Annotated in this window: 21 protein-coding genes, 1 pseudogene and 1 other annotated feature; of the genes and pseudogenes, 20 read left to right on the plus strand and 2 right to left on the minus strand. The window is 39.0% G+C overall.

Going from position 1 to position 26,770, the window contains the following annotated elements:
• Window positions 1-203: 203 nt before the first annotated feature.
• The 9 genes and pseudogenes from G4Z02_RS06085 to G4Z02_RS06130 all read left to right on the plus strand — a co-directional run bounded on the left by G4Z02_RS06085 (window position 204) and on the right by G4Z02_RS06130 (window position 14,851).
• Window positions 204-3,827, plus strand: coding sequence for an InlB B-repeat-containing protein (locus tag G4Z02_RS06085; RefSeq protein WP_258877133.1), 3,624 nt, complete (start codon window positions 204-206; stop codon window positions 3,825-3,827).
• Between the two features lie 156 nt (window positions 3,828-3,983).
• Window positions 3,984-7,193: an ABC transporter substrate-binding protein gene (locus G4Z02_RS06090; protein WP_258877134.1), complete on the plus strand. Its 3,210-nt coding sequence runs from the start codon at window positions 3,984-3,986 to the stop codon at window positions 7,191-7,193.
• A gap of 325 nt (window positions 7,194-7,518) precedes the next feature.
• Window positions 7,519-8,619: an ABC transporter permease gene (locus tag G4Z02_RS06095; protein ID WP_258877135.1), complete on the plus strand. Its 1,101-nt coding sequence runs from the start codon at window positions 7,519-7,521 to the stop codon at window positions 8,617-8,619.
• The gene (locus tag G4Z02_RS06100) at window positions 8,619-10,664 is read left to right on the plus strand and encodes an ABC transporter permease (RefSeq protein WP_258877136.1); all 2,046 of its coding nucleotides are present in this window, start codon (window positions 8,619-8,621) and stop codon (window positions 10,662-10,664) included. Before G4Z02_RS06095 ends, G4Z02_RS06100 begins: the two co-directional genes overlap by 1 nt.
• A complete protein-coding gene (locus G4Z02_RS09595) occupies window positions 10,664-12,409 on the plus strand; it encodes an oligopeptide/dipeptide ABC transporter ATP-binding protein (protein WP_309544564.1) in 1,746 nt (581 codons plus the stop codon). Before G4Z02_RS06100 ends, G4Z02_RS09595 begins: the two co-directional genes overlap by 1 nt.
• Window positions 12,409-12,594: pseudogene (locus G4Z02_RS09645) on the plus strand (ATP-binding cassette domain-containing protein); the annotation flags it as partial. The gene G4Z02_RS09595 and the pseudogene G4Z02_RS09645, both read left to right, overlap by 1 nt.
• 165 nt (window positions 12,595-12,759) lie before the next feature.
• Window positions 12,760-13,743: an ATP-binding cassette domain-containing protein gene (locus G4Z02_RS09650; RefSeq protein ID WP_478210254.1), complete on the plus strand. Its 984-nt coding sequence runs from the start codon at window positions 12,760-12,762 to the stop codon at window positions 13,741-13,743.
• 2 nt (window positions 13,744-13,745) lie between these two features.
• Complete coding sequence (locus G4Z02_RS06125) at window positions 13,746-14,132, plus strand: DUF3899 domain-containing protein (protein WP_258877137.1); 387 nt, start codon at window positions 13,746-13,748, stop codon at window positions 14,130-14,132.
• Entirely contained in the window at window positions 14,129-14,851 is a 723-nt protein-coding gene (locus tag G4Z02_RS06130) for a hypothetical protein (RefSeq protein ID WP_258877138.1), read from the plus strand. Before G4Z02_RS06125 ends, G4Z02_RS06130 begins: the two co-directional genes overlap by 4 nt.
• Window positions 14,852-14,914: 63 nt before the next feature.
• Here G4Z02_RS06130 and G4Z02_RS06135 read toward each other — a convergent pair whose 3' ends face one another.
• The gene (locus G4Z02_RS06135; protein ID WP_258877139.1) at window positions 14,915-15,853 is read right to left on the minus strand and encodes a hypothetical protein; all 939 of its coding nucleotides are present in this window, start codon (window positions 15,851-15,853) and stop codon (window positions 14,915-14,917) included.
• Window positions 15,854-16,002: 149 nt separating this feature from the next.
• A complete protein-coding gene (locus G4Z02_RS06140) occupies window positions 16,003-17,268 on the minus strand; it encodes an L-serine ammonia-lyase, iron-sulfur-dependent, subunit alpha (RefSeq protein ID WP_258877140.1) in 1,266 nt (421 codons plus the stop codon).
• Between the two features lie 127 nt (window positions 17,269-17,395).
• Here G4Z02_RS06140 and rlmB point away from each other — a divergent pair, with 127 nt between their 5' ends.
• From rlmB to rpoB, 11 genes are all read left to right on the plus strand, one after another.
• Window positions 17,396-18,106, plus strand: a complete 711-nt coding sequence (gene rlmB, locus G4Z02_RS06145) for a 23S rRNA (guanosine(2251)-2'-O)-methyltransferase RlmB (protein WP_258877141.1) — start codon at window positions 17,396-17,398, stop codon at window positions 18,104-18,106.
• 2 nt (window positions 18,107-18,108) lie between these two features.
• A complete protein-coding gene (locus G4Z02_RS06150) occupies window positions 18,109-18,648 on the plus strand; it encodes a sigma-70 family RNA polymerase sigma factor (protein WP_258877142.1) in 540 nt (179 codons plus the stop codon).
• 56 nt (window positions 18,649-18,704) lie between these two features.
• Window positions 18,705-18,851: a 50S ribosomal protein L33 gene (gene rpmG, locus G4Z02_RS06155; protein WP_258877143.1), complete on the plus strand. Its 147-nt coding sequence runs from the start codon at window positions 18,705-18,707 to the stop codon at window positions 18,849-18,851.
• Window positions 18,852-18,863: 12 nt separating this feature from the next.
• Window positions 18,864-19,313 (plus strand): preprotein translocase subunit SecE, encoded by a 450-nt coding sequence (gene secE, locus G4Z02_RS06160; RefSeq protein ID WP_258877144.1) that lies wholly within the window; start codon window positions 18,864-18,866, stop codon window positions 19,311-19,313.
• A 1-nt stretch (window position 19,314) separates the two neighbouring features.
• The gene (gene nusG, locus G4Z02_RS06165; RefSeq protein WP_258877145.1) at window positions 19,315-19,854 is read left to right on the plus strand and encodes a transcription termination/antitermination protein NusG; all 540 of its coding nucleotides are present in this window, start codon (window positions 19,315-19,317) and stop codon (window positions 19,852-19,854) included.
• 129 nt (window positions 19,855-19,983) lie between these two features.
• Window positions 19,984-20,409 (plus strand): 50S ribosomal protein L11, encoded by a 426-nt coding sequence (gene rplK, locus G4Z02_RS06170; protein ID WP_258877146.1) that lies wholly within the window; start codon window positions 19,984-19,986, stop codon window positions 20,407-20,409.
• Window positions 20,410-20,480: 71 nt separating this feature from the next.
• The gene (gene rplA / locus G4Z02_RS06175) at window positions 20,481-21,170 is read left to right on the plus strand and encodes a 50S ribosomal protein L1 (RefSeq protein WP_258877147.1); all 690 of its coding nucleotides are present in this window, start codon (window positions 20,481-20,483) and stop codon (window positions 21,168-21,170) included.
• A 14-nt stretch (window positions 21,171-21,184) separates the two neighbouring features.
• Window positions 21,185-21,307 (plus strand) — a sequence feature (ribosomal protein L10 leader region).
• 32 nt (window positions 21,308-21,339) lie between these two features.
• On the plus strand, window positions 21,340-21,861 hold the full coding sequence (gene rplJ / locus G4Z02_RS06180; RefSeq protein ID WP_258877148.1) for a 50S ribosomal protein L10: 522 nt from the start codon (window positions 21,340-21,342) through the stop codon (window positions 21,859-21,861).
• Between the two features lie 17 nt (window positions 21,862-21,878).
• Window positions 21,879-22,244 (plus strand): 50S ribosomal protein L7/L12, encoded by a 366-nt coding sequence (rplL, locus tag G4Z02_RS06185; protein WP_309544566.1) that lies wholly within the window; start codon window positions 21,879-21,881, stop codon window positions 22,242-22,244.
• 70 nt (window positions 22,245-22,314) lie between these two features.
• The gene (locus tag G4Z02_RS06190) at window positions 22,315-22,905 is read left to right on the plus strand and encodes a class I SAM-dependent methyltransferase (RefSeq protein WP_258877149.1); all 591 of its coding nucleotides are present in this window, start codon (window positions 22,315-22,317) and stop codon (window positions 22,903-22,905) included.
• 100 nt (window positions 22,906-23,005) lie between these two features.
• Entirely contained in the window at window positions 23,006-26,770 is a 3,765-nt protein-coding gene (gene rpoB / locus G4Z02_RS06195) for a DNA-directed RNA polymerase subunit beta (protein ID WP_258877150.1), read from the plus strand.

Below are 26,770 nucleotides of genomic sequence, written 5' to 3' on the forward strand. Positions count from 1 at the left end.
TTAACTGCAACTTGAAGCGTTTTTATTGCATCTTACGAAAAAAATGCGTAAAATTCTTGATTTTTCGCTTTAAAGTGATAAAGTATATAAATACCCCCACAAAATTGTGTTGTGAACGACACTTATATATTTGCAATCTTGATTTTTTCCATAGAATAGTGTATTATTTAACAACAAACATACATATGGAGAGGGTAGAAGAGATGAAGAAAATTTTACTAGTAATGCTTACTGCTTTGACGTTGTTACTAGCAGCATGTACACCAAAAGATGTGACTGTAACATTTGATAGCGATGGTGGATCCGCTGTAAGTGAACAAACGATTCCAAGTGGTACGGAGGTTACTGAGCCAACGGATCCGGCAAAAGAAGGATTCGATTTTGAGTATTGGTACCTCGATGATGAGAGTGCCGCTTATGCATTTGATTCAAGCATTGATGAAGATATTACGTTAACCGCTAAATGGCGGGAATTAGAAACCTACACAGTAACCTTTGATGCCGATGGTGGCGACACCGTAGATGCGCAAAGTGTTACGGAGGGAGAAACTGCAACAGAACCATCTGCAATTGAGAAAGATGGCTATAACTTTGTCTATTGGTATAGTACCGATAGCGAAACCGCATTTGACTTCTCAACCATTCTTGACGGTGATCTTACATTAACCGCTAAATGGGTTGAAAAAGATGTATTTACGGTGACATTCGATAGTTCTGGTGGAAGTGATGTAGTCGCACAGAATATTGTGGACGGAATGACATCTACAGAACCCGATACTCCCGAACGTGAAGGATTTGACTTTTTATATTGGTACCGTAATGATGATTCTGTTGAGTTTGATTTTGATACGGTAGTTGAAGAAGATATCACATTGTTCGCAAAATGGGATGCCAAAGTAGGATATACCATAACATTTGTATCGGAATATGGAGACGCGATTGATCCCATTAATGTATACGAAGGAGACACGATTCCAGAACCGAGTGAGTTATTGGATTATTCCATGGAATTTGTGTACTGGTATACGACTAGTAAATTCCTTGAATATGATTTCTCGAAAACCGTTACGTCAGATGTAACGCTGAACGCATATTGGAGAGATAAAGAGGAGTATGAGGTTACTTTTAATACGCTTGGTGGTACGGAAATTGATGCACAACAAGTACTTGATAATAACCTTGCAACAGAACCAGACACTCCTTATCGAGTTGGATTCATTTTTGATTATTGGTATACAGATGATGAAAACACACCGTTTGATTTCACGACGCCAATTGTAGCGGATACAACGATCAACTCCAAATGGCAAGAAACCACAACACAAACGATAAACTTAGTAAGTGATGGTATCGTGATTGATACCGTGATGATTAACACAGGAGATGTATTAGATGGTGTTGATCAACCAGATGGTGGAACATCAACCTTTATCCATTGGTATCTCACAGATGAATATGAACCGTATGAGTTTGGACATCCAATTGATGAAGATATCACTTTAAATGCCTTATGGGGTACGTATGCTGAAAGCTTAATGATTCCAGATATTATCGCATATGAAGCAAGTCTGAACGTCGAAGGTATTGCTCTTCCGACACCTCGAAGAGGAGCGGTAAATTCAACCGATATATCGTATGATACTGATAGTCAGTATATCTCTGAATCAGGAATTGTATTACCTCTTCCTAATGAAGTATCAGAAGGCATAGTTGCTGTTTGGGAAGTGACGTTTAGTGAGGATGGAGAAAGCATTACGAGAACATATGACATCCCATTACAACATGCACAACCGGTAATGATTAATGAAAGCCGCAATGTACCATTTGAAAATTTAACGACAGAGTATGATGTTGTTGATAGTGAATTAACATTGTACTTCGAAGAAGATGGATTTGTACCTTATGTTAAAATCAATGATTTCTTTGAATTACTGCAAGGGTTTATCGATCCTGCAGTTGAAATGACCTATACGTTTGGGGCAGATTCGTTAGAAATTTTCTATCAATATTATGATGAAGATGAAGATCATACATATGATTTAATTTTAACGATTGATGCTACTGAAAATACCATATCAACAAATGACCCTGGTTTTTATTGGGCCTATATTTACACAACAGAAACGAATTATGGACGGCATATTGAATATGTTCAAGATCATCCAGGTGAATCGTATCTAGAAGGTAGCGATGTGATCTATGATCTAGATGATTATAATATGGACATCGTTATGCATGAGGGAGAACTTGTATTGCCATTCTATATGGCAAATCAATTATTTGCTGGAAGTGCCTATTACAACGTATATTACAATTATGATGGCTTGTATGGTATTTATTCATTACCAAGTTCAACCAGTAAAGAAATGCGTACCATCTCCAATAGTTCGATGAATGGGATGGATTTACCAGCGGATTTAATGATCCATACGTTTAATATGATGGCATTCAATATGGATAACTTATATGGATTAAAAGATATCATGGGTGTGGATTCTTATTATGATGTGTTGTATCAAATGAAAGATGCGTTATTGGTATCCGATCCAGAAATGTTTGAAGTTGCTGTCAGAGACTTCCTGTTACAGGAAATTGATGAGCCACATACATCATACGGATATGATTCCTATTACAACACAACGATGTATGGAGGACCCGTGACAAATACGTTAAGTGTTTATGGATCTCGATTTGTATCATGGTATTATGATGGACTATTAGATACCGATGATGCGATTGGAGCAAAATGGGGCGAATCAACAGATGGTTCATGGAATGTATCACGTCGACCAAATTACTGGTGGGTAAGTGATGATGTCGTCATGTTATCACTAGATGGATTTGTCACTAGTGATATGGAAGAAAGTGCAACCTACGATCAAACAATACCCGCAGATATGCTTGACATCACTGAGATCGCAGATGTCATGCCAGCGATCGCTCAAGGAAATAAATTCTTCTATTATAACAATGGTGATGACAGCAGCAATGTTGTAGACATTCTTGTTAAAGGTGTTGATGCTACGTATGTTGATACCTACAAAGCAGACTTGATAACAGCAGGATATACCTTGGTTCAAGAAACAACTACAGACGAAGGTAAAACGGATGGATATTACACCAAAACTGTTGGGGATACGAATTATATGCTCGTTGTTCATTACGATACGGAATATGATTTGTTCCATGTTGGTGTTGGTGATAATGCTCCAACTTCGTATGGTGCCGCATGGCAAGTTCGAAATGAAGTGTATCCATTAATCGATGCCGATAGTGCTGTTTATATGGAAATGATGTTACAAGAAATCGAAGAAGAAAACCCCACATTCACGAATATTATTCTTGATATTTCATGGAATACAGGTGGAAATGTTGGAGCACTATACCGTGTTCTTGGATTTATTACCGATCAACCATTTGAAGTAAGTGGTATGGATGGTGACACAGGTGGAGCATCAACGTATTATGTTGATATTACAGGTGTCCCAGACTATTCACATCTCAATTGGTATCTCTTGACAACACCAACCTCATTCAGTGCTGCAAACTCGTTGGCAAATATCTTTAAAGTCAATGATTTAGGTACAGTTATTGGTGTTCAAACCGGTGGTGGAGCTTGTTCAATTACACCGATTTTATTACCAAATGGAACGGCGTTTACCATGAGTAGTAACAACATCAGTGCCTATCGCACAGGTAGTGGTACGGCGGAAGATCCATATGTCTATCATGATGTTGAGTTTGGTATTACACCAGACATCGAAATTCCGATAACTGATATTTTTACAACTAGTGTTTTACTTGATATTATCAATGGTTCTAATTAAGAAGCCCCTAGTTTAGGGCATGCAAATGGTTTATCGCAATTTAAAACTGTGAAAATGTTTACATACTAAAAAATGAAAGAAAGATTGATTTTTACGGATTTAGTTGCTATAATATAAACAATCAAAAAAATATTTAAAAAAAGGAGAGAGAAAGTTATGAAGAAGGTTTTAACCTTACTAGTTGCTGCTTTATTCGTGTTTACGTTAAGTGCATGTGATGAAGAAGCATTACTAGATTTACAGAATTCAATTGGTGACTTAGAGACTCAATTGGATGCAAGTGATGTAAGTATCGCTGACTTGGAAACTGCAAATGCAGCATTACAAGATGATATTACTGCACTTGAAGCAGCGTTGGCTGAAGCGAATACTGCAAATGCTGATTTAGACCAAGAGTTATCTGATTTATCAGACTCGTTAGATTCAGTTCAAACCAGCTTTGCTGAAACTGTTGCAGCACTGCAAACTCAATTGGAAACTACTACTACAACATTTACAGAATCATTGAATGCTGTAGCAGCAGAATTAGGGGCATCATTAGATGATGCAAATGCATTGATTGCAAGCTTACAAGCTGAATTGGATGCGTCTAATGCTCAAATTGATGATTTATTAGCTCAACTTGCTGTTTATGAAATTCCGCTAATTGTTGGTCGGGATTATTATGAGCAAAACATTTATGAAGAGCTAGACCACAGTTTAACTGCATTTGACTTACAAGAAGGAGACATTACCGATCGATTAGTAATGACTTCACCTGGTTCATTTGATGAAGTAGGTACTTATACAGTTACATTCGAGGTTACTGACTCAGATGGTAATACAGCTGATTATGAAGTAACCGTATTGGTTGGTGTTGATGATTTCTTCCCAGCAAATTATTTAAGTGGTGTTGATTTAGGTAAATTAGATACTGAAAACAAAGGCCGCGTATTTGCTGCATTGGAAAGATATTTACTTGAAAATGTTTATGGTGGAGTTCCACTATATACAGGTGCTAGCCGTGTAATGTATTCTGACCGTACTACCTTATATTCTCCACAATATAATGGAGTTATGGGATTTGGTACCGCATTCTCAGACTTTACCTTAGATGACTCGAATGTATTCATGTACGAAGACGTTTATGGTAATGTCGATGAATATACTTGGCGTGCGTCATACCGTACAGATCCTGTTGGATTAAACCCATGGGTTATTGATGATGCTTCTACATCAGACTTCATCGATTTATTCTCAGGAAGTTTATACACATTCTATTTTGATGCATCAAAAACAGGATATGAAATTAATGGTGACTTCGCTACTGGCGACCCAATCGCTGTTGATCCTGAAGTAATCAATGGACGTACCTATGCTACAACATGGCAAATTCCATTAAGAAATGACTTAGTATGGACATATCATCCTGACTTCGACGCGTCTGTATTACCTGCAGGACATGAAGTCTTAGATGCAAATGATTATCTATGGACATGGCAATATGCATTAGATAATGACTGGTTCCGCGCAATTGCTGGTGGAGGAGACTTTATTACCAATGGTGTTAAAAATGCAGCAGAATATGTTGCTGAAACAAAAACATGGGATGAAGTAGGATTAAAAGCCGTAGATGATTATACTATCGAGTTAGAATTTACATCTTCAAAATCTATGTTTGATGTAAAATATAGCTTAGTAAACAACTGGCAACCAATCAACCAAGAATTATTTGAATATTTACCTGCTGATGGTGCTGGATCTTATGGTACTTCACCTGAAACCGTTGCCAACAATGGTGTATATGTATTTGAAGAGTGGACTAGTGGACAATTCTTGTTCTTCTCGAAAAATCCAGATCATCCACATGCAGATATGTATAACTACACAGGACAACAATTCCGTTACATCGAAACAGATGAACAACGCTTTGAAGAATTCTTAGCTGGACGCTTAGAAAGTTCAAGTGTACCATCTGCTCGCGTTACTGAATTTGCTACTGACCCACGTGTCAAAACTGCGCCTGCTGCAACAACTTGGCGTCTAATGATTAATGGATTCGGTACTGAAGCAGTTCGCGATCAATATATCGCTGACCATCCAGGTAGTGGTATTGCGGATGATTATGTACCAGAACCAATCCTTCAATACTTAGAAATGCGTAAAGCATTGTATTATGGATTCGACCGTTACGAAGCTGCTGTTAATGTTGTTAAAACATACTTACCAGCATTCACATATTTCGCATCTACATATTTCTTAGATGCTGAAGGTGGAATCTCTGTACGTGGTACGGAAGAAGGAGCTGCAATTCTTGATGACTTTGGTGGAGGAACTTATGGTTACTCACCAGATGCTGCTGTAGCATACTTTGAAAGTGCTGTTGCTCGTGGTATTGCGGATGGATTCTACACCGCAGGTACTCCTGAAGCTTATACTGTTATTTCGTTAGATTTATACTATGCTTCAAGTGGTAACACAGGTGCTCAAAACATGGTTGCTGAATTGAAACAACAATACGAATCATTATTAGTAGATGATGCTAACTATGTACGCGTTGTAATCAATGTAAACGATGTTGAGTTCCCAAATAACTATTATGATTACATGATGGTTGCTGCTATGGACCTTGGTATTGGTGGTATTAGTGGTGGATTACTTGATGCACCTGGATTCTTAGATGTATTCCAAGATGACAACATTTCTGGATTTACACTAAACTGGGGTATCGATACACACAGTGTTAACATTCCTGTTACCTATGTAAATCTTGATGGTGATACCGTATTTGAATTATGGTCCTACAACGCATTAGTTCAAGCATTGAATAACAAAAAATATGTACGAGATGGTGTACTACAATCTGTCTTTGATTCAAAAGATGAATTGATTGATGCATATCTTGATATGGCTGGAACTTCACGTGATTCCGCTATGGATGGAGCTAACGTTGCTCTATACATCCTTGGAGACACAATGGAAAATCTAGCTGCTGATGCAGGAGTAGATGCTGTTACTGCAACAATTATTGTTACAGCTGATGGTGGAAACATCTTGTATGTTGTTCAAGAAGATGATGGTGGATTCGAATTATATGGTGATGGTGAATATGCACTATTTACCGATGCTGAAGCTGCAATTAAAGCTCATTCTGGATACCCATTAGGAAGTGTTGATGGACAATTAGTTGATGATGCTGCTATTGCTGGAAATGCATACCTAAGTGGTTTAGGATATAGCACATTACAAGAAATCGCTGATGACACTGGTGCTCCAATTGATTATATGGAAGTATATGCTGTAACATGGGCTGGTAACTATACTGGATCCGATGCATATGTTGTACTCCATATTGGAGATTACTTCGTTGGATGGGCTTGGTTATAAGATAATCTTGTAGCTTGACCCGAACAAAAATAACATGAAATTGAACCCGTCGTTCAATCATCAAACGAACCTTGACGGGTTCTTTTTTTACCCTTAGAAATTGCTGCAACGACGACTACAATTGTGCTAGTAAATCAATTATTATTGATGACATAAAAATTACCCGCCAACGACTAAATATAAATGTTTTGGCATTCAAAATAATCACAAAATAAAGAATCACTAGTACATAATTTTTTTATTCAACATCATTGTATTTAATATATATATATAGTATAATTATAATACTGGAAATTTTTTATTTTGTTAAAGTGAGGATGAAGTTATGAGAAATTACATTATTCAGCGGGTGATCTGGATTTTCATTATTCTCTTTTCAACATTGACAATTACCTTTGTCTTGTTGAAAACAGCACCAGAATATCCACCTGCCAAAGTTGAGGAACGGGACGTTTGGCTTGAACGACAAGTCTATGATGGCTATTACACAAGGGAGTATTACACTGATAGCGATGAAGATCTTGAAATCGTCGAATCAATCAAAGTCGAGTATGAAGACGAACTAAATCGTACGGTATTTATACTTAACCCAATTAATGATTCAACGACAACCAAAGTGTTTTATCGAGTACCAACAGTTATTCAGTATCAACAATGGTTAAAAAACGTTATTACTGAATGGGATTGGGGATATTCAACGAAGATTCGAGCAAATACACCAGCATTTGATATTATTGCTGAGCGAATTCCTCTTACACTTTCGTTAAATATCTTAATTTTGGTATTTTATATTCCACTTGGATTTACTTTTGGTATTATTGCAGCGCTTAAAAAAGATACATTGATTGATAACTTGATGCAGATTTTTATTATCTTTTTCCTATCATTACCAGCGCTGGTTTTTATCTTATTGCTGATAATTCTATTTAGTTACCAATTAGATAATTTCTTACCATCGCTATTTCCGATCATTGCTCGGTCTGATTTTTGGGCTCTAGCTCGTGGTTACGTCATCCCTGTTGTGGCTGCTGGTTTACCAGCCGTTGCTGGATTTACACGGATGTTACGTGCGGAGTTATCGGAAGTATTAACGAGTGAATTTGTCTTATTGGCAAAAACCAAAGGGTTAAGTCATCAACAAGCGGTATTGCGTCATGCTATCCGTAATTCACTTGTTCCAATGATACCGATTATTATCGGGTCTTTTGCACGGTTACTTAGTGGATCGTTTATCTTAGAACGAGTCTACGCCATTCCTGGTGTTGGTTCCGTTACCTTACGGGCACTAACAAAAGGAGCTTATGATTATAACGTTTTGATGAGTTCAAGTGCATTTTATAGTGTTATCGCACTATTTGCTGTGCTGATTGTTGACTTGTCCTACGGAATTATTGATCCACGGATCAGAATGGGGGCGAAACGATAATGGCTAAACAAGACTTTCCAAAAGACTATTTTACATTAGTCAATGAAGATGATAAAAAGATTAGCGACATTGAATTGAAGACCAAACAATTGTCTTATTTCCAAGATGCAATGGTTCGTTTCGGTCGAAACAAATACAATGTTATTGCAACCATCATTTTAGCTACAATGATTTTACTATCCATTATTGTTCCGATTTTAACCCCGGAAGAATTGTATAGTGAAACCAACTCTACGTTGGACTTATTACCACCACGTGTACCAATCTTATCTGACATGGGTATTTTTGATGGTACAAAATTCTATAAAAATATTACCGTAGATCGCGATACTATTAGAGAAACAACGGGTCTAGGTGTGCCAAATGAACTCGAGTTTAATGAAGATTTTATTGACATGTCTACACTTGATAATTACATTATCATTGGCTCTGAAATTCATCCTGATTACGTTGGTGGGACCGTTGAAATGGGTATTGACGCTGGTTATTACTCTGTTGCGGCTGCCGATCGCGCATACATTACACTTAGTTCGAACGAGACCATCTACGTTGATGTTAATGAAATTTCCGGCGGAACTTTAGAAATTTATATGGTTCTTAAAAAAGAAAATGGGGCAACAGAAGAAATCTCTTATGTTGATATCGTCACCGAAGAAACCGTCGAGTATGTGGGTATGATTACCGACTATATTGGTGATGTAAAAGTCACATGGGACAATACAGACCTCATTAGAAAAATCGGTGAAGTAGACACTGCAGGCGTCACCACAATTGATGTCAGTCAAGGTGCTTACGGATTGTTTGCAGTTCGTTTTGTGTCGAATGATCCCGCAGGCAGTAACGACAAGTATATTTCATTGAATTCGATTTATACAGAATACGATAATGGTGTTGATGATCCAGTGTTGTTCCGTGAATATACGGGATATACATTAGCCAATTTTCAACAAGTTTCAGTAAGTGATGAAACCGAACAAGGTACGTATCTTCGTAAAAATGCAGAACGCTTAGTAGCAAGTTTTGTATACGATGCATATTCAGCCTTATTTGACGATGTCTATCAGCAAATCGGAGGAAAAGAATACGACCGTATTCTATCCGAAAATCCTGGTATGGAAGACAGCATCAAAATTAATCCAAACGATGATAACGCTTGGACATTTGATGATGGGTATCCAATTACTAGAGTATTAGAGTACATTGAAAATGATCGTGTATTTAACATTTATGGTGATGACGGTGTAACCATCATCGGAACCGAAACAAGAACCATTCGTGACTATAAAGTTATGATGGACGGACAGTATGCCCTTGGATTTGATGAAATCCCATACTTCCTCTTTGGTACTGATGTTGGTGGAAAAGACCTATTCAGTTTAATTTGGTTGGGTCTACGAACATCATTATTACTTGGATTCTTGGCAGCACTAACCAACATATTCTTCGGAATTATTTGGGGATCCATATCTGGATACTATGGTGGCCAAATCGATATCTTGATGGAACGGTTTACCGATATTTGGGGAAGTTTCCCACAAATTACGATGATTTCGATCATCACGGTTATCATCGGTCCTGGATTCCTCGCGCTGTATATCTTCATGGTATACGATGGTTGGATCGGGGCTGCGAAAATCACCCGTCTTCAATTCTATCGTTATCGTGGACGTGAATACGTACTCGCAGCGAGAACAATGGGTGCAACCGACCGTCGGATTATCTTTAAACACATTTTACCAAATGCTCTTGGAACGATTGTTACTCGTGTTATCTTGAGTATCCCAGCAGTTATCTTCTTAGAAGTTAACTTGTCATACTTAGGATTTGGGATCGGGAATGGACAAAAATTGTCGATTGGTCCTATCGAGTTAACAGGTACATCGATTGGGGTTATCCTAAATGATGGACAAACTCAAATCTTGGCCGGTAACTTGTGGCTCATCATCTATCCAACGATCATTGTATCGATTTTGATGATTACATTTAACATGTTTGGGAACGCGTTGCGCGACGCACTCAACCCACAATTGCGAGGTAGTAACTAATGAATAAAGAAAAAGTATTAGAAGTTAAGAACTTAAGTGTTTCGTTCCGGACTCCAAATGGATTGGTTCGCGCCGTTCGTGACGTTACCTTTGACCTTTACAAAGGGGAAACACTTGCCATCGTTGGTGAGTCTGGTAGTGGGAAATCTGTTACCAATCGTGCCATCATGGGAATACTCGCTCGTAACGCCATCATTGATGGAGGAGAAATTTTATACAACAACCAAGACTTAACAAAATTATCCGAAGCCAACTTCCATAAAATCCGAGGGAACAAAATTGGGATGATCTTCCAAGATCCACTCTCTAGTTTGAACCCGACGATGCGTATCGGGAAACAAATTACCGAAGCGATGCTTGTTAACGGGAACCGCGTCCGTAACAAAGAGTTGGATTTGTATCATACAGAGTATCATGATTATTTGAACTTGATCGAAGAAATTCGAATCTTGAAACAAGAAATCAAAGACTTTGCCTATGAAATCAATGTCAATGATGACTTGTCAAAAGAGGAGAAAAAGGAACAAATCAAAGAACTGAAAGCCGATCGTAAAGCTCGTATTGCTGACTTAAAAGCAGAAGTTCCTGGTTTAAAGAAAGTCTATCAAGACAAGAAAAAGGAAGCGGAAGCCATCGTTAAAAAAGAATACGATGAAATCAGAGCAAGCGGTCAAGCTAAAGTCAAAGAAACGCAAGAACGTGTTGCGAAAGAACTAGAAGTCATTAAAGCCGAATATGCCAAAGTGCTCGCAGAAACAACGGAACGTGTAACCAAAGAACTTGAAGCGCTAGCTGCTGAACAAAAAGATGCACTTGACAGTAAAACGGCTGAGCTTCAAGCCTTGAAAGACAAAAAAGCCGAATATGCCGAAGCACACGAGTTCAAAGCTGCTTTCAAAGCGAAAAAACAAGAGCTTAAAGCGCTTAAGAAAGATCAAAAAGACGCGTATAAAGCAAAACAACATGAAATTACTGCTGTGAAAGAAGACTACAAAGCTCAACTCAAAGCAAAATCCAATGAAGTAGATGATGCTAAAGAAGAGTTGCGTCGTCAGTTTAAAGTAACGAAAAAAGAAGCCTTTGAACGGGCAATTGAAATCATGACTGAAGTTGGTATTCCTGAAGCGGAAAAACGCTTCTACCAATACCCCTTCCAATTCTCTGGAGGTATGCGACAACGGATCGTTATCGCTACTGCGTTAACCGCGAATCCTGAGTTATTGATTTGTGATGAGCCAACCACGGCACTTGACGTTACAATTCAGCAACAAATCTTAAACTTAATCAAAGAAATTAAAACCGAACGGGACTTGTCTGTTATCTTTATTACCCATGACCTTGGTGTAGTGGCGAATATGGCGAGCCGTGTTGCGGTAATGTACGCTGGTAAAATTGTGGAATATGGAACATCTGAAGAGATCTTCTATAACCCACAACACCCTTATACATGGGCATTATTATCCAGTGTACCGGACCTGGATACAACCGATCGTTTGATCTCTATTCCAGGAACACCTCCGGATATGTTATTCCCACCAGTTGGGGATGCATTTGCGGATCGAAATCACTATGCACTGAAAATTGATTTTCTCGAACAACCCCCATACTTTAAAGTAAGCGATACCCACTACGCAGCAACATGGTTGCTCCACCCGGATGCACCAAAAGTTGAAATGCCAAAAGTGATTCGCGAACGGGTTGCGAAATACAATCAACGTGTTGGAAAAAAAGAGGTGAGTAAATAATGGCTAAAATAGGCGATGAAATATTACGTGTAGAACATTTAAAACATTATTTCACCTCAGGACGAGGAAAGAAGAAAATCGTTGTTAAAGCGGTTGACGATATTTCCTTCAGTGTCTACAAAGGAGAAGTATTCTCCCTTGTAGGTGAGTCTGGTTGTGGGAAAACAACCACCGGACGGGCGATTATCAAGTTGTATAACGCAACCGGAGGGAATGTATTTTTCCACGGACAACGCATTATTGCGGATGTACGCGAAGCCAAAAAAATGTTAAAAGCTGGAGAAATTTCACGAGAAGACTATAAACAAGTTATCTATGACAAAAAGTTTGAACGTGTTGTCACTCCAGAAATGAAAAAAGAAGCCAAGGCTCTAACGGAAGATTCACCCGATGTGCAAGAACGTTTGAAAGAATTCAACGATAAAATTGACGATGCGAAAAAACGCGTCGGTGAAGCAGAACTTGAGTTACAACGAGTAACTGCTGAAGCACAAGCGGATCCTACGAATAAAGAGTTGAAGGAAGAAGTTAAAAAAGCCAAAAATAATTTGGTAAGCACCAAAAAAGAAGTTCGTTTAAATGAAATACGGATCAAACGCGTTAAACATATTGAACGCCGTCGTATTTTACGTCGGAACAAAGACTTAATGCGTCGTATGCAAATGATTTTCCAAGACCCGATTGCATCCTTGAATCCACGGATGACAGTTAAGGAAATTATTGCCGAAGGACTTCGAATCAACGGTGAAAAAGATGAAGCTGAAATCGATCGTCGTGTCAAAGAATCACTCAAAATAGTTGGGTTGGTTCCGGAACATGCAGCTCGTTATCCGCATGAGTTCTCTGGTGGGCAACGGCAACGGATTGGGATTGCACGCGCACTTGTTGCGAATCCATCCTTTATCATTGCTGATGAGCCAATCAGTGCGCTTGATGTATCGATTCGGGCACAAGTTATCAACTTGTTGAACGATCTACGTGAAAACTTTGGGGTAACCATCCTATTTATCGCACATGATTTATCGGTTGTTAAATACTTCAGTGATCGTGTTGCGGTTATGTACTTTGGTAAAATTGTGGAAATTGGGGACAAAGACAAAATCTTTGATAACCCACTTCACCCATACACCCTGTCGTTAATTGATTCGATTCCTCATCCGGACCCATTATACGAACAAGCACGGGGCGAAATTAAACGATATAATCCAATGAAACAACATGATTATTCCGTGGAAGGACCAACTTTGCGTGAAGTAGAACCAGGGCATGTTGTCTTATGTAATACCAAAGAGTTTGAAGAATATCAAGCTCGAATTAAGGCGAACAAGAAATAATAATGAAACTCGGTCGTTTTATCATTATTCTTGTACTCCTGGTACTCGTCTTCCTATTGGTTCATTACATCGTCTTTATCCGTGGATTTAGCAAAGAGTTTGGTGATGTTGATGCATTATCGAATTCACTGTTCATTGTCGGTGTGCTTGGGTTCTTCCCAGGACTGATGGCGCACCTCAATACGGGACAGTTCTTCTATGGCTTCCAATACTCATTCCGATCAGTTGTAAGCGGAGATTTTAAGAAACGCTTTCCCAGTTTGAGTGATTATATAATGTACAAAAAAAGGGATGTGCGAGATACCGTATACTTAGAAATTATGATTGCGGCTGCCCTGCTCATTGTTGCATCGATTTACTTTGCGATGCAATGGGATTATCCATCATGATCAAACAGATTCATCGTGCCTTTTTGAAAACCATTCTAGCATACACAGTATACTTCTTAGGTGGAATTGGACTTCTCATTTATGGCTATATCGCGACCGATGGTGGAAACCTGATTGTAACATTAACATTTGTCTTTTTCTTACTAACGATTTTTGTGACATCGTATGCCAGCGATCGTCTGACATACTTCATGAACTTGTCGTATTTGCATCGTATTTACGAACAGCAAGGTGAACCATTACAAGTGACGCGCATGCATGATTTAAGCCAACTAACGGCGTACTTAAAACAACACGACTACAAGTTGCATAAACGCGATCAACGTCACGCATTCTTCTATCGTGTTAAACACGATACAATAAAGAAAATGCTGGCGATGAATATCCTTGAAGTGGTGATCTATTTGAACAAGGATGAACCCGAGTTTTACGTGGATGAATACAATGATGAAATCAATCGATTGAAAGATTCATTACTCAACCAAAAAATCAAGGTAAATCGTTTGTTGATTACCCAAATCAAACACATTGACACCTTGGATGAAACGACGAAAAAACAACTCGCGGAAATCATCTTCATCCGTACCCGTCACAATGTCATTTCGACTGTGAATATTGGCATTCTAGACAATACCTATGCGGTTATGGAATATTCGGATACCTATTCGCCCAGTTTGTATTATACGTACCATATTGACGAAATTAAATCGATGGTATAAACGAAACACCCAACACATTGTTGGGTGTTTTTTTTGATAAAAAAAAGACAACCAGCGGTTGTCTTAGACGATTAAACTACGAATCTTATTCACAGATAGCAACATATAGAATGAAGTGATGAATCCAGCGACACTCATGAAGAAACGATAACTGAAACTTCCTTGACTGAGCGCGATTACTTGAATTCCTAAGTAGATTCCCAATCCGATTACAGTAACGTATAGTAATACATTAACGACTTTGTAGAATGTTTTGAATTCACTTGGTAAGGTGTGGTTGCGATCCATTGCCCAAATCCGATTGAGAAACAAGAATATGGGAATTTGAATTGTAAAGATGAACGATGAAACCAAGAACATCACAGCTTCGAGGGGGTCGTAGATATACTCGAAAATATTAATGGATAGGAACGATACGATAATCATTGCTAATGCAACGAATTTATGACCTCTAACAAACAAGAAATCGTCATAATGTTCAGTTTCTTCCTCCTCGATATCGAGGGTCATCAGATTGCGTAAATGCCAGACAAGGAAGACAATTTGTAACATGAGAATAAACTCGGAATTAAATCCTTGATAGGAGCTCTTGACAAATTTCAATGTGTTGTAAGTATAAATCGCAAAGTTTAATAAAGTAGCGGGGTTTCCATCGATCATTTTATTTCGTAAGATATCCATGGCGTTTAAGATGATGGAATACTTGAATAAGTACATAATGAAGAAATAGAACATCGAAACCAATATCACATAGATGGTATGAATGACAAGTTGTTGTTTTTGAAGCGTGTTATCCTTGTTACTGGCCCATCGTAACAATACGGCAAAGAGACTGATTGAACCGATGAGTTTAATGATAAATAACATATCCACAACATTGATGCCCAGTTCGTCATTGACATTGATGTACAAGTTCATAATGACGTTCATCACATCCAGAAATATGATGATTGCCAGAATCACTAAGAATTTTGATATATAGTCTTGATTGCGTTTAATCATGGTGGTTCCTCCCAAAGCTAGAAAAATAATTAGAGTACGCATTTTAACGGTTACAAGTGGTATTATATCATTTTTTAACCACTAGAACAATAGATTTAAATGGGAATATCAAGTGATTTATAATCCTCAAAAAAAAGAATCATCGATTTCTAAATTAAATCGATAATTCCCTTGTTTGCATTGCTTAAAATATCGTTGTTTAGAATACCGACATTCCGGATTGTTTCATCGACACTGAGCCGGTTTAATCCAATACCATCACAGGTATTGGGATGGTCCAGGACGGTTTTTCCAGCAATCATTCCGTTCATGGCTGCAAAGGATACTTTATACGTACAAGATACTTTGGCTCCGTCACAGACGACACCCATCGAACTGGCGAGATACATATTGATCGACTGTTTGATTTGTTCACGTGATCCACCTTTCACATAAGTGGTGGTTGCGGCACTACTACATCCGGTTGCGTGTCCGGTACCACATAATACCGTAACAACGCTCATTTCCTGTTTAACATAGACACTTGTTAGGAATGATAATACGATGACTTGCTTGGTTTCATATTCGTTCAGGTTGAAGGCATCACTGAGAAATAACGGCGTAACCAATGTACCAATCCCAAGGTTACCTGAGCCAGCAACACCATATACGGTGTAAATATCCCCTTGCATTCGTTTTCGTGAGGGTACTGTAATGTGTTTACGCAAGAAGTTGGAAAGGTCATATAAACACGTTTTTTGAGCTTCTGGCAAGTCCTCGACAAGGTAATTGCCACCTTCTTTGGTAATTTCTTCCCGAGCGGAGTTGTATTGTTCTGTGGCAATACGAAACAATTCTTCCAAATCGTCAAAATCACCGGCTTCGACGAAGTCTAGTATCTCATCGTAATTATGGATTCGATATTTGTTGACACGTCCAATCAAGGCATCCTTTTCGAACTCTTTTAATACTTCACCATTCCGGGTAACACGTACCACATTGTCGTAAAAATCCTTGATGACAATTCGAACATGATCCCCTTCGACAGAGGTGATGTATAGTTCTTCGTATAGAACCGTATCATCGAACTTGCGATGAGTTATCGAGACATCAATGCGATCCAATAACGCTTCTATTTGATCGATATCATCATGGGTGACACTTTCAAAAACGCTGAGTTGCTTGTTGGGGTTTTTTAATAGGATTCCAAGTGCTAAGGCTTTATTAAGACCACTCTTACGTAATCCGGGAACCCCAACATTGACACTGTTTTTGTACAGTTCATCGCTCATGATTAAGTCGACTGATTTAATTGTTTTATTCCGTAATAAATACGCACCAATGGAGGCTATATAACCAACGATACCGATATCGGTACAACCAATTGTTTTTGTCATATTTCCATCCAATATACGCTTTGCGGTATAGGTATCCAAATGCATCACCCTCTCGTATACAATCATTATACAAATTGATGCCAATTAGAGCAATACATTTTGATATTTCTCAATAGGAGATGGAGCATATTTATGGTACAATATATCTAGTAAAGGACGTGACAATATGGCAACGATTATTACTGGTAAAAACACCATTATGGAAGCGATTCGTGTCGGACGAACCGTTTATGAAATCTACATTCAAGATCATACCAATCGGGAGATCTTGAAACTTGCTCGTGAAAACAATATTCCATTTACGTTCATGAATAAACAAACGATTAATGAAACATTGCCACCGAATCATCAAGGTGTAGGTGCTAAAATTGAGGATTATACCTATCTTACATTGGAAGAGGCTTTGGCAAAACCGAAGAATCAGAAAGTGTTTGTGATGTTGGATGGTCTTGAAGATCCCCATAATTTAGGAGCGATTTTGCGGAGTGCAGATGCCTTTAATGTCGACGGAATTATTATTCCTAAAAAGCGGTCGGTACAGTTGACCACTGCAGTCGCTAAAGTGTCAACAGGAGCTATAGAACATGTCGATGTTATCTCGGTTACCAACCTGCATCAGACCATCTTAACATTGAAAGAAAACGGCTTCTGGGTTGTCGGTACTGACATGAATACAAACGAGACAATTCACGACATTCAAGTCGAGACCGATCTCTGTATCGTGATTGGTAGTGAAGGCCGGGGAATGAGCCGCTTGATTCGGGATCATTGCGACTATATTGTTAAGATTCCAATGAATGGTCACGTGAACAGTTTAAACGCTAGCGTTAGTGCTGCGCTGGTTTTGTATGAGGTGTTTCGAAGAAAGGGTGAGTAAGGTTGTATATCAAACATAATGACTATGAGATTATCCATGAAATACGCGAGGGTAATCACGATGCATTAGAACTTATGTTTGAGAAATACAAAAACCTGATTTCGAAAAAGATTTCAAAGTTCAACCTATGGTATGATTACGATGATATGTTACAAGAAGGATATATGATTTTATACAAATCGATTCAGACGTTTGACCAGAAAGAGAATAAGACTTTTACAAATTACTTCATGTTGAATCTTGAACGACGGTTCATAACCATTGTCACAAAGCGTGTTCGCCGGGGTGAGATTTTTAGAAGTAATGAGTTGTTTATTTATGAACATAATCACAATGGTGATCATCACTCGGCGTATTACGAGTTATATTTGCATGAAATCAAGAAAATTCTTACGAAAAAAGAGTTTGTAGTGTATACTTTAAGAGAACTTCAAAATTACAGCATTTCCTTCATTAGTCAAGAGTGTGATCTGCCAAATAAGACAATATACAATTCATTACACCGAGCAAAACAAAAAATTAAGCAGCATTTTCACAACTAACTTGACAAAGAAGTCCAAATTTGGTAAATTGTATATTTGCAAGAGAGTTGATAATTATGAGACAAAAAGTTATTCTAATTTGTGAAGAGTGTTTATCCCGCAATTACACGGCATATAAAAATAAGGATAAACAAACAAGATTAGAAGTTAAAAAATATTGCAAACGGTGCGATAAGCATACATTGCACAAAGAGAGTAAATAGGAGAGATTAACTATGGCAAAACTACAAATCCCAGACAAAAAACCAAGCAGAGTCTTGGAAATCTTACGTAAAGAATACCCGTTTGAACGCATCTTACTTGGTGTGTTAGGGGCATTGGTTATCATTTTAGGTGTCTACTTATTGCAAGGTATTTTGAATCCAACCCAAGCATTGCTTGAAATTCGTTTAACAGATTGGTGGATTTTCAATTCAGAAACGAAGCGAATCATCTTTACCATTGTTGTTATCGTCATTGGTGTGGTATCGTTGTTTATGGCAATCTGGCCATTCTTTGTTCCAAGTTTCGCAGAAATGAAAAAAGTGACTTGGCCCAATCGCAAAACAATTTTAAACCATTCCGCACGAGTATTTGGATTCATTATCATTTTATCTGCATTCTTCCTCATAGTGGACTGGCCACTACGCAGATTGTTCCAATGGATTACTGAATTAGGGGCATAGCATGGAAGGCGAACGTAGATGGTATATCGTTCAAACCTATTCGGGGTATGAAAATTCGGTTAAGCTGAATTTGGAACGCCGGATTGAATCAATGCAAATGGAGGACAAGATTTTCCAAGTCATGATTCCTGAAGAAATTCGCCAAGAGCGGAAAAACGACGGGACGTTAAAGGAGAAAATTGTTAAAATCTTTCCTGGTTATGTCTTTGTCGAAATGATTGTAACCGATGATTCATGGTTTGTTGTACGGAACACACCTGGAGTTACAGGGTTCCTTGGAAGTAGTGGTGGCGGTACGAAACCAGTTCCACTTCCTCCTGATGAAATCAATCCAATTCTGAAGAAATGCGGCTTGATGGAAGTAACCAAAATTGATCTGGCACTCAATGAAAAAGTACGGGTTGCTACCGGTCCATTCCGGGATCAAGTTGGTACCATTGATAGCATTGATGAAGAGAAACAAGAAGTAACGGTGTTGGTCGATATGTTTGGTCGCCAAACACCGGTTGAATTATCGTTTGACGATATTCAAAAGCTGTAGTGAAAATTCTTGACAACAATATAGATATATTATATAATAGCGTGGCATGCAGTGTGCCATGCTATTTTTTGAGTGGGAGGATACACCGTATCTGTTAACCACATCACGAAAAAAGAGGAGGTGTCTTTCGTGGCTAAAGAAATTAAGACTCTTGTAAAACTGCAAATCCCAGCAGGACGTGCAAATCCAGCTCCACCAGTTGGTCCAGCATTAGGTCAAGCAGGTGTGAATATTCAAGAATTTTGCTTGAAATTCAACGAAGCAACCAAGGAACAAATGGGGAACATTATTCCTGTTGTTATTACAGTGTACGATGATCGGACATTTACGTTCATCACCAAAACACCACCAGCCAGCGACTTATTGAAAAAAGCGGCAGGTGTTGAAAAAGGTGCAGGGAATCCATTATTGGAAAAAGTAGGTTCAATCACTAAAGCTCAATTACAAGAAATTGCAGAGATTAAAATGCCGGACTTGAATGCAAATGACATTGAAGCAGCAATGAACATTATTGCCGGTTCTGCACGAAACATGGGAATCACAATTAAGGACTAGCAATTAGTTGTATTATAGACAACTATTTGTGGGAGGAGATTCCGTTAGACCACATTTAGGAGGTAAATCAAATGGCTAAAAAAGGAAAAAAATTCTTAGCTGCCGCTGCTCAAATTGAAGCAAAAAAATATGATTTAGTTGAAGCAGTTGAATTACTGAAAAAAGTATCATTCGAGAAATTTGATGCATCCGTAGAATTTGCGATTCGCCTAAACTTAGATCCTCGTAAAGCTGAACAAAACTTACGTGGAGCCGTTGTACTTCCACATGGTACGGGTAAAACCAAAACCGTGTTGGTATTTGCACAAGGTGATAAAGCAAAAGAAGCTGAAGCAGCAGGTGCTGACTTTGTTGGAGACGACGAATACGTCGAAAAAATCCAAAAAGGTTGGCTGGGATTTGATACAGTTGTTGCAACCCCAGACATGATGTCAAAAATCGGACGTTTAGGACGCGTACTTGGTCCTCGTGGCTTAATGCCAAACCCGAAAACAGGGACGGTAACAATGGATGTAGAAAAAGCAGTTACAGAAATTAAAGCTGGTAAAGTGAACTATCGTGTTGATAAAGTAGGAAACATTCACGTAACCGTTGGTAAAGTATCATTTGAAACCAAAAAGTTACAAGAAAATATCCGCGTAATCTACGACACACTAGTGAAACTGAGACCATCAACCGTTAAAGGTGTGTTTGTACAAAACGTATCAATCGCATCAACAATGGGTCCTGGTATTAAAGTCGATTCAGAGACGATAATGTAGGACCACACAAACAATCAAATAAAAACTTTATGTCGAAGACTTGGGTGCCAAGATGCTTAATATCCCAACGAGATCAAAAGTAGGAATGAATGATCTACCTCTTTTGTCGATGACATAGGAGGTTTTTATTTATAAAAAACACTCACACAGCATGTTGGAGGTGAAGAGAGTGTCAGTAAAAGCAATCGAACGTAAAAAACTAGAAGTAGAAGCATTGGTTGAACGGATGAAAACGGCAAATAGTTTCGTTATCGTTGATTATAGCGGATTAACCGTTGAACAAGTAACACGATTACGTCGTGAATTGCGTGAAAATGGATGTGAAATGGCTGTCATCAAGAACAACATTACCCGCCGCGCAGCTTCCGAACTTGGATTTAACGAGTTGGAAGACGCATTGGTTGGACCAAACGCCGTCGCATTCAGTCACGAAGATAGTGTTTCTGCAGCAAAAGTTATTTATGACTTTGCACTACAAAACAAAGCATTGGAATTAAAAGTTGGGGTCGTCGATGGCGAGTACATGGACAATGAAAACATCAATGTTATCGCAACCATCCCATCAAGAGAGACATTACTCACAATGATTGCATCTGGAATCTTACAACCTATTAAAGAGGTTGCAATCGCGTTAGACTTAATGGCTCAAGAAATGGAAAGTCCACAAGAATTAGAAAGTCCACAAGAATAATTTAGGAGGAATCAATCATGGCATTAACAAACCAAGAAATTATTGAAGCGTTGAAAGAAAAAACGTTATTAGAGTTGAAAGACTTAGTTGATTTAATGAAAGAAGAGTTTGGTGTTGATCCAAGCGCAGTCGCAGTCGCAGCACCTGGTGCAGCAGCAGCGGATGAAGGACCAAGCGAAGTTACTGTTACATTAGAAAATCCTGGAACAAGCAAAATTCCAGTTATCAAAGCAGTACGCGCAATCACTGGTTTAGGATTAAAAGAAGCAAAAGCTTTAGTTGATAGTGCACCTGCACCAATCAAAGAAAACATCAAACCAGAAGAAGCAGAAGAACTTAAAGCTCAATTAGAAGAAGCAGGAGCAGTTGTATCTGTTAAATAATTAAGCTTTCCAACACAACCTGAGTTTCGGCTCAGGTTTTTGCCTATTTACAGAACGTGAGGATGATGTGATGTCACACTACTTTACGAACAATGATAAAACACTAAAAAGCAATCCACAAGTGATTGCTTTTCGTGTTCATGACACCGATTTTTCTTGCACCACCGATCACGGGGTGTTCAGCAAGGATTCCCTCGACAGAGGAACAGCTGTATTACTAAACCATCTCAAGGTTGAAGCCACCGCTAAAACGGCACTTGATCTTGGGTGTGGTTATGGACCGATTGGACTTGTATTGCATCGGGTATTTGGACTTGAAGTCGACATGGTTGATGTCAATGAACGAGCACTATCGCTTGCTACAACGAACATCAAGCAAAACGATGCGATAGCTACAGTCTTTTACAGTGATGGATTTAATGATGTCAATCGATCGTATGATCTAATCGTCAGCAATCCACCAATCCGCGTTGGTAAAGAAAAATTATATCAATTATTATCCGGTGCCGTACATCATCTACATCCGGGCGGTTCGTTCGTGTTTGTCATCAATAAAAAGCACGGTGCGAAGAGTGCCCTACATTATGTTGAAACCATCTATTCAAGCGTTGAAGTACTTGGCAAAGACAAAGGCTTCTACGTCATTACTTGTAAAAAGTGATTGACGAGTTGACAGAATTATGTTATTATATTAAATTGCCAAAAGATGCGCATTTTTGCGTTTTTTGTACTGTTTTATCAAGAAAAATGGGGTGAATTTTGTGGGTTATAAAATCGTAAAATACGGGAAAGTCCGCGATCGACGAAACTACTCGCGAGTCAAGTCGAATGTGGAACTTCCAGACTTAATCAAAGTACAAACAGAATCATTTAAATGGTTTATAGAAAAAGGGTTAGCGGAGTTATTCCGCGACATATCACCGATTCAGAACTTTACGGAAGAAATTGAAATGTATTTTGAGGATTATGAACTTAGTCCAGAGAAATACGATATCAATGAATCCAAAATCAAAGATATGACCTATTCACGACCACTGCGAGTAAACGTCAAACTCGTCAATAAAGAAACTGGCGAAATTAAACAACAGAAAATCTTTATGGGTGATTTCCCTATGATGACACCTACCGGTAGTTTTATTATCAACGGTAGTGAACGGGTTATCGTGTCGCAAATCGTCCGTAGTGCGGGTGTATTCTTCTCGGAAAACATTGATAAGAAAACCCTAAAAAGCAAGTATTTAGGACAAGTAATCCCAACTCGTGGAGCTTGGCTTGAGTACGAAATGGGATCGAAAAATGTCCTCTTTGTAAAATTGGACAGAAGTAAAAAAATCCCCCTCACCACATTACTCCGTGCATTAGGATTTTCCAGTAGTGAACAAATCGTTGAAACCTATGGTGACAGCGAGCTTTTGTCGTTGACATTAGCAAAAGATCCAACCAACGATTCTGGCGAAGCCATCAAGGAAGTCTATTCGAAACTACGTCAAGGTGAAACCGCAACAATCGATGGTGCGAAATCGTTCTTGATGAGTCGCTTATTTGATGCGAAACGCTACGACTTAGCGGAAGTTGGACGCTTTAAAATAAACAAAAAACTCGATGTCTTAAACCGTGTTCATGGGAAACGACTAGCCTATGATTTAGTCGATCCTGATACCGGTGAAATCATCGTTGAAAAAAATACCTTTATCAATCGTAAAGTCGTTGAACTATTAAAAGACTACCGTCACTTGTTTACTCAAAAAGTATACGGTGTAGGTGCCTACGATTTGGAATATGATTTTGAAACACAACTAGCCGCATTCCGCGGTGTTCATGTTGGGAATGACGATCTCTTTAGCTTTATGTCAGATGAAGCGTTACTCAATGAAATCAAATCCCAGGAATACCAAGAGTGGACGACGTACTACAACATGTACCTAGAGTCCAAAGGAATGACGGAAAAAATCTTTACCGAACAATTTGGTAAACCACATGTCAAAGAAGTAAAAGCCGCATTTGAAAACATCTTTGATAATGAAAACATCTATTTTGAATTAGCTGAGATTCAAGTACTCGAAATCTTCAGTAAAGACGAAAATGACGAAGACATCGTCGTGAAAGTCATTGGGAATAACTCGTACGAGGATGTTGTTCACATTGTCCCATCAGACATTGTCGCCAGTATTTCCTACTACTTAAATCTATTTGATCGCGTTGGATCCTTGGATGATATCGATCATCTTGGAAACCGTCGTTTGCGATTAATCGGTGAATTACTGAAAAACCAATTCCGAATTGGTCTAACCAAAATGGAGAAAAATGTTAAAGATCGGATGTCCACCAAAGAACCTGATGAAATTACACCACAGAAATTGATTAACATTCGTCCCTTAACATCAAGCTTAAAAGAATTCTTTGGGAGCTCACAGTTATCCCAATTTATGGCACAAACGAACCCACTCGATGAATTGACACACAAACGTCGGATCAGTGCCCTTGGTCCTGGTGGATTAACCCGTGACCGTGCTGGATTTGAAGTACGTGACGTTCACAACTCTCACTACGGACGTATTTGTCCAATTGAAACACCTGAGGGACAAAACATCGGATTGATCAATAGTTTGGCAAGTTACGTAAAAGTCAATAAATATGGATTTATGGAAACCCCATATCTCAAAGTGGATGTCAATGACAAAGGGGAAGCAACCGTAACCGATGAAATGGTCTACTTGTCCGCCGATGAAGAAGAACGCTTCGTCATCGCTCAAGGAAACACCATTGTTGGCGATGACATGAAAGTCATCCCTGAAAGTGTTGTTGCACGTCATCAAGGGGAAACCAAAATGTTCCCGAAAGTGGAACTGGAGTTAATGGACGTTTCACCAAAACAGATTGTATCGATTAGTACGGCTTGTATCCCATTCTTAGAACACGATGATGCCAACCGGGCATTAATGGGTGCAAACATGCAACGCCAAGCAATTCCACTACTTCGTCCCGAAGCACCATTTGTGGGTACTGGAATTGAGTTTAAAGCTGCTCATGATAGTGGTAGTGCTCTTGTAGCTACCCATGATGGTGTGGTTGAATATGTCGATTCAAACGTGATTAAGATTCGTCGTGAAACCGGTGAATTGGATGTTTATAGTATGTACAAATTCCAACGTTCAAACCAAGGTACTTGTATCAATCAAACACCAATCGTCGCTGTTGGCGATATAATCAAAGCCAGTGATACCATCACCGATGGTCCATCGATGGACCAAGGTGAACTTGCGTTAGGACGTAACGTTGTCGTTGCTTTCATGACCTGGAATGGGTACAACTATGAAGATGCGATCATTATGTCAGAACGCTTGGTGAAAGAAGACATATATACCTCGATTCACATTGAAAAATATGAACTCGAAGCACGCGACACCAAACTTGGAAAAGAAGAAATTACACGCGAAATTCCTCACGTCAGTGAAGAAGGTCGTCGTTACTTAGATGAAAAAGGAATTATTATCCCCGGTGCGGAAGTATTCGAGGGTGATATTCTCGTTGGTAAAGTTACACCAAAAGGTGTTACCGATCCAACCCCAGAAGACAAATTATTACTCGCCATCTTTGGGGAGAAATCACGTGAAGTGCGTGACACCTCCTTAAAAGTACCACATGGTGGTGGCGGTATTGTTCAAAGTGTTAAATACTTCAGTCGTGCCAATGGTGACGAACTGCCACCAGGGGTAAATGAAGTTGTGCGAATCTTCATTGTTCAAAAACGTAAAATCAATGAAGGTGACAAAATGGCCGGTCGACATGGGAACAAAGGGGTTATCTCGAAAATCCTTCCTGTGGAAGATATGCCATACATGGAAGACGGAACACCAATTGACATCATGTTGAACCCACTTGGGGTACCATCACGGATGAACATTGGGCAGGTTCTTGAGATTCACTTAGGAATGGCTGCGAAACGCTTAGGTGTTCACGTCGCTACTCCGGTATTTGACGGCGTTAAAAATAGTGATTTAGCTGAAATCATGGAAGAAGCAGGAATGCGCCCAACCGGAAAACAAAGCTTGTATTCAGGACAAACAGGAGACAAGTTTGATAATGATATATCCGTTGGTGTTATGTACATGATTAAACTAGACCACATGGTGGATGATAAACTCCATGCTCGTAGCGTTGGACCATATACTTTAGTTACCCAACAACCAATGGGTGGTAAAGCTCAAAACGGTGGACAACGTTTCGGAGAAATGGAAGTGTGGGCACTAGAAGCTTATGGTGCTGCATACGCGCTTCAAGAAATGCTTACCGTGAAGTCCGATGACTTAATCGGACGGAACAAAGTATTCCGTGCCATCGTCGATGGTAAGAGCATTCCACAACCAAGTCTACCAGAATCCTTCCGCGTCTTAACACGTGAACTGCAATCACTTGGAATCTACGTTGAGTTAATCAACAAAGAGACCGGTGTCAATGAAGCAAACAAAAGCTTAGTAAATGAAGATGGAGAAGACTATATTTCTAAATATGGCTTCAATTCGTAG

Origin of the sequence: Candidatus Xianfuyuplasma coldseepsis (genome assembly GCF_014023125.1) — a bacterium.
Lineage (GTDB): Bacteria > Bacillota_I > Bacilli_A > Izemoplasmatales > Izemoplasmataceae > Xianfuyuplasma > Xianfuyuplasma coldseepsis.